The organism is Sphaerospermopsis reniformis (assembly GCF_005402885.1).
Taxonomy (GTDB): domain Bacteria; phylum Cyanobacteriota; class Cyanobacteriia; order Cyanobacteriales; family Nostocaceae; genus Sphaerospermopsis; species Sphaerospermopsis kisseleviana.
Window position 1 is genome coordinate 1 of sequence record NZ_BJCE01000289.1, and the last position, 6007, is coordinate 6007.

The following is a 6007-nucleotide window of genomic DNA, read 5'->3' on the forward strand; positions in this document are numbered from 1 at the left end:
TTGAAATCCCAAAAAATGCACACTTTTTCCGGTATACCCTTCAAAACCCTTGCACTAATTTCTGTGTTTATCAGCCTCTAACCTTTGATATATCAAGGTTTTAGGTTTATTCAGCAAACCCTAAATAAGGATTTCTTCGTTTATACATAAAAATGGTGTTTTGTCAATAAAATTTAGATGCGTTTCCCCTGGGTTAATTGCTGTCTAATCAAAAAATTACCTCGTTGTAATAAAGATAGATGATCTGTATCTAATATTCTTAAATTATTCACTTCTTTATTAACCTTTATTCATTAATTGCATCTAATTGACGACGATATTCTTCTATATATTCCAACATTTGATCAAATTGCGGATCATCCTTATATTTACCCGCTATTTTCATCCAAGGATTTTCTGTTTTTGGTGCTGCAATTTCTAAAGTCACGATCTTAGCATTTCCTAAACGAGCTTGCAGAATTTTATCTAATGCTTCTATTGCTTCCGTTTCTGTATTTCCTACACCTTGACATTCTGGTAAACTCAATAATGTCGCTTTCACAGTTCCATCTGTTTGATTTTCTATCAATAGATCATAAGTTGATTTAGGTGCAATTTTCAGTGAAGATTGAGACGCAGATTGTTTAATGTCTAAAATCATAATTCTGTCACCTTTTTCTTGGTAAGATAATTATAGCAGAGATTACATAATATATAGCAATAAATGATTTTTAGTTATAATTGGTGCTTTGATTTGATGATGATGACAAAATCACCATCCTGTAAATCCTTTAATCCTGGATATCCTGATTCAGACAAAATCATCATCCTGTAGTTTATGGATATTTCAATATTTGTTGTTAAAATAGAGCAGTTTCCGTTATTATGACGTACAGATGTTAATGATAAAACTCTTGTAGTGCGGGCATACTTCAATAAGCTCAGTAAAAGTCTTGCCCGCTAATAGTTTCTAAATGAAGAAACGAGTATAAATTTAGCTTTGTTATTTGCGACAGTTCAACCACTTTCTAAACCTGAAAGAATTGCTAATATTGCCCAAGGAATAAAATCCATGAGTTATGAAGAATCCCATTATTGGTTTGCTAAGATTAGTCATGGGAAGCGTAGTCAGGCATTAAAAGCGATTAGGATATTAAGCTGTTACACAGCTAAATTGTATAATCCTAATATTCTGAACTCTTGTTTAACAGGCAAGATGCCTGTTCCACTTATACAAATTAAATGCACAACAGCTTATTAGGAGACTGAGGTTTGTTGACTGATGACTGTTGATTTTGTTTTGAAAGGTAATAAACATGGCTTACAGTGATTTTAAATTAAGTGAAATTATCCAGAAATTTGGGTTGACACTAAATGAAGTATCAGCGTTATTTGCAGATACAATGGAAGAAGAACCCAGTGATTTACTAACAACAATTCTCAAAGAGAATGTTGATTTAGCTGTTTCCATTAACACTGAAAAAGCCCGTTCTGAAATGATAATTAGCCCAATTTTACTAGAATTAAGAAGAAAGTTAAATAATCAAATCAGTCTATTTTCAGGGGTAGATTTTAATGTTGATAATCAACAAGGTTTAAATGGTTTTTGTGATTTCCTAATTTCTCTTTCTAAAGAACAGCTTTTTGTTCGCGCACCTGTAATTATATTGGTAGAAACCAAAAATGAAAACTTGAAATCAGGTTTGGCTCAATGTATAGCAGAAATGATTGCGGCTCAGTTATTTAATGAGAAAAACGAAAATAATATTAGGACTATTTATGGTGCTGTAACTATTGGTACTATTTGGCAATTTTTGAAGTTAGAAGATAAACTTGTTTCCATTGATTTAAGTGAATATTATATCAAGGATGTGAAAAAGATTTTAGGAATTTTAATCAGTGCAATTAAGCAGGAATAATTTTTAATGTAGTGCGGGCATCTTGCCTGCAATTTGAAAATAAAAATCTTCCTGCCTACGGTATCTACCACATTTCACCCCATTCAATTGATATCCTTGAACTCCTGAATCATTGAAATCCTTAATCTGGAAACACTTTTTCAGGAAAGCCTATTTAGACCTATCATACCAAAAATACTCATAACTTAATCCTTGTTTTTAAATTTAAATTCATCTAAACAAATAAAATCTTATTTACATTAATAATCCCAAAAACATGAAAAAAATCTAAAAAAAATCTAAAAAAAATCTAAAATAGAGATAAATCAGCTACAAAATATGCTGCAAGCGAATGTAACATACAGATACAAAACTTCAACATTCCACAGCCTGTCCACAGTAGGTACTTATGCCAACAGGCAGATTTAGATTACAGAATTGACATACTTCTTAATAAATCAGCAGCGTTACCGCAAAACGTTCTAATCTAAAAACTGAACTGGGTTAATTTACTGGCAGTTTGACTGGCGTACTATACATAAATACACCAATATGTCAAGCCAAAAAGCAACCCAGACTTAACACATAAGCTTATTTATAGGAGTTTTAGAAATCCAATGAGTGTTAAGGCAAGTGGTGGAAGCTCAGTTGCGCGTCCGCAACTATATCAAACCTTACCTGTAGCGACCATTTCCCAAGCAGAACAACAAGACCGCTTTTTGGGAAGAGGTGAACTAAGCGAACTGGGAAGCTATTTTGCTTCTGGTGCAAAACGTTTAGAAATCGCCCAGATCCTCACCGAAAATTCTGAGATCATTGTTTCTCGTGCGGCTAACCGGATCTTCGTTGGTGGTTCACCAATGGCTTTCTTAGAAAAGCCCCAAGAACCGGAAATGGCAATGGTGGGCGCTGGTGCTAGTGTGCAAGAAGGCATGAAACTAGGAACAGTCACCTACGTTGAAAGTCGTGGTGGCTTCTTTGAAAACCTCCGTTCCATCTTCAACACTTCCGCAGGTGGTCCCACACCTCCTGGTTTTAGACCCATTAATGTTGCTCGTTATGGTCCTGGCAATATGTCCAAGAGCTTACGGGACTTGTCCTGGTTCTTGCGCTATGCTACTTATGCCATTGTTGCCGGCGACCCCAACATCATCTCTGTAAATACCAGAGGTTTGCGGGAAATCATTGAAAATGCTTGTTCTGGTGAAGCTACCATCGTGGCTTTACAAGAAATTAAAACTGCTTCTTTGTCATTTTTCCGCAAAGATCCTGAAGCAACAGAAATCGTGACTCAGTACATGGATGTGTTGCTGACTGAGTTCAAAGCACCTACACCATCCACAAAAGTCCGTCAACGTCCTTCTGGGGATCAACAAGGTTTACAACTACCTCAAATTTACTTCAACGCCGCAGAACGCCGTCCCAAGTACGCTATGAAGCCTGGTTTGTCTTCTAGCGAAAAAACTGAAGTAGTCAAAGCTGCTTACCGCCAAGTATTTGAGCGCGATATTACCCGTGCTTACAGCTTATCCATCTCTGACTTAGAATCCAAAGTTAAAAATGGCGATATCTCCATGAAGGAGTTTATCCGCCGTTTAGCTAAATCTCCCCTTTACCAAAAACAGTTTTATCAACCCTTTATTAACAGCCGGGTAATAGAACTGGCTTTCCGTCACATTTTGGGACGTGGACCAAGCAGCCGGGAAGAAGTGCAAAAATACTTTGCAATTATTTCTAACGGTGGTTTACCCGCTTTAGTGGATGCTTTGGTAGACTCCAAGGAATACGCAGATTACTTTGGGGAAGAAACCGTTCCCTACATTCGGGGTCTGGGTCAAGAAGCTCAAGAGTGTCGCAACTGGGGACCACAGCAAGACCTGTTTAAGTACAGTGCGCCTTTCCGCAAAGTACCTCAGTTTATTACCACCTTTGCAGCTTACGAACAACCATTACCTGATCAACATCCCTACGGTGCTGGTAATGATCCGCTAGAAATTCAATTTGGGGCGATTTTCCCGAAAGAAACCCGCAACCCCAGCAGCAGTCCTGCACCTTTTGGTAAAGATACCCGTCGGATCTTGATTCACCAAGGACCTGGTATCAATAACCAACTCAGTAACCCCGGTGCGCGTGGTGTTGCTCCTGGTGCTTTGGGCGCGAAAGTGTTCAAATTAGACCAGTTACCCGGTACTATGAGCAGAAATGCTGGTAAGGGTACAAGTGTTAAATTCTCTGAAAGTTCTACCCAAGCAGTAATTAAGGCTTGTTACTTACAAGTATTCGGTCGTGATGTTTACGAAGGTCAACGGCTGAAAGTTGCAGAAATCAAACTGGAAAACGGCGAAATCACCGTCCGCGAGTTTGTGCGGATGTTGGCGAAGTCCGATTTATTCCGCAAGATGTACTGGACATCTTTGTATGTTTGTAAAGCGATTGAATACATTCACCGTCGCTTGTTAGGTCGTCCTACCTACGGTCGTCAAGAAAACAACAAGTATTTTGATATTGCTTCCAAAAAAGGCTTCTATGCTGTTGTTGATGCCATCCTTGACACTGTAGAGTACAGTGAAGCTTTCGGTGAAGATACTGTTCCTTATGAGCGTTATTTAACACCTGCTGGTGTTTCCTTGCGTCAACTGCGTGTGGGAACTATCCGCGAAGATATCAACAAAGTTGAGAAGGAAGAAACTCCTCGCTTTGTGGAGTTGGGTGAAGTTAAGGAAATGCGAACCCAACCAGATATTGATTTCCGTATTAACCAAGGTGTTACCAAGCAGCGTGAGCAAACCAAGGTCTTTAAACTGATCGCTGGTACTGGTGATAAAGTAGCGGTAAAAACTTTGATTGGTGCTGCCTACCGTCAAATTTTCGAGCGTGATATTCCTCCTTATGTTGCTGGTAACGAGTTTACTGATTTAGAAAGTAAGCTGGGTAACGGAGAAATCACCGTTAAGGAATTTATTGAAGGTTTAGGTTGTTCTAACCTGTACGTTAAGGAATTTTATACACCCTATCCCAACACTAAAGTGATTGAGATGGGTACTAAGCATTTCTTAGGCCGTGCGCCAATGGATCAAGCTGAAATCCGCAAGTATAACCAAATCTTGGCTACTCAAGGTATCAAAGCCTTTATCGGTGCAATGGTGAATAGTGCTGAGTATGTTCAAGCTTTTGGTGAAGATACTGTTCCTTACCGTCGCTTCCCAACTTTACCTGCGGCTAACTTCCCCAATACTGAGAAGCTTTACAACCAGCTAACCAAGCAAAATGATGATTTGGTTGTACCTAGCTTTGAGACTGTGAAGCCTCGGATCAAGACTGAGAATACGCCAATGTTAGCGAATGCGATCGCAGATTTGGCGGCTCAAGCTAGACAAATGGACAAGACCAAACCCTTGTTCATTGAGTTAGGTCGTTCTTTCAACGATGGTCGTGGTCAGTCGGTAGAAGTTGGTGTTGGTACAAGTCGCCGCAAACCAACCCGTATTTTCCGCGCTACCACTGGTACAAATTCAACTGAAACCAATCAGGTAATTAACGCTATTTATGTTCAGGTGATGGACGTATTTAGCGGGCAAATTCCTGACTATTTACGCCGCAGTGATTTAGATAGCAAACTGCGTAATGGTGAAATTACCGTGCGTGAATTTGTCCTAGAGTTGGCAAGTTCAGAAATTTACCGTAAGCGTTTCTACACACCCTATCCCAACACCAAAGTGATTGAATTTTTATTCCGTCACATTTTGGGACGCGCACCCGCAACCCAAGGCGAAATCCGCCAATATAACAAACTATTGGCTGATAGCGGTTTAAGGGCGGCTGTAGAAACAATGGTGAATAGCCCAGAATACGCTCGTTACTTCGGTGAAGATGTTGTACCTTACAACCGCTTCCCCTCCTTACCTGCGGGTAACTACTTGGGTAGTGTTAAGGCTGATGCTGACCTGGTAAAACAATCTTGGTCTAGCTTGTCTCCTTCTGTTTTAACCGGTCGCGGTGGTAGATAGGTGACTGGGGACTGGTGACTGGGGACTGGGGACTGGTGACTGGTGACAGTGAAGAAAGCAGGGGAAGCAGGGGAAGCAGGGGAAGCAGGGGAAGCAGGGGGAGAATATTAACTTCTGACTCCT

3 protein-coding genes and 1 pseudogene are annotated in these 6007 nt (G+C 39.8%); 3 read left to right on the top strand and 1 reads right to left on the bottom strand.

Annotation, left to right across the window (positions count from 1 at the left end):
* Window positions 1–286 precede the first annotated feature (286 nt).
* Complete coding sequence (locus FFR48_RS24465) at window positions 287–640, bottom strand: hypothetical protein (RefSeq protein WP_137669165.1); 354 nt, start codon at window positions 638–640, stop codon at window positions 287–289.
* A gap of 321 nt (window positions 641–961) precedes the next feature.
* Between FFR48_RS24465 and FFR48_RS30765 the strand changes: the two are divergent.
* The 3 genes and pseudogenes from FFR48_RS30765 to FFR48_RS24480 form a co-directional block, all read left to right on the top strand.
* A pseudogene (locus FFR48_RS30765) lies at window positions 962–1240 on the top strand (DUF7680 family protein); the annotation flags it as partial.
* 55 nt (window positions 1241–1295) lie between these two features.
* Complete coding sequence (locus FFR48_RS24475; RefSeq protein ID WP_096567337.1) at window positions 1296–1898, top strand: hypothetical protein; 603 nt, start codon at window positions 1296–1298, stop codon at window positions 1896–1898.
* A gap of 596 nt (window positions 1899–2494) precedes the next feature.
* Complete coding sequence (locus tag FFR48_RS24480; RefSeq protein ID WP_137669166.1) at window positions 2495–5884, top strand: phycobilisome rod-core linker polypeptide; 3390 nt, start codon at window positions 2495–2497, stop codon at window positions 5882–5884.
* Window positions 5885–6007: the final 123 nt, after the last annotated feature.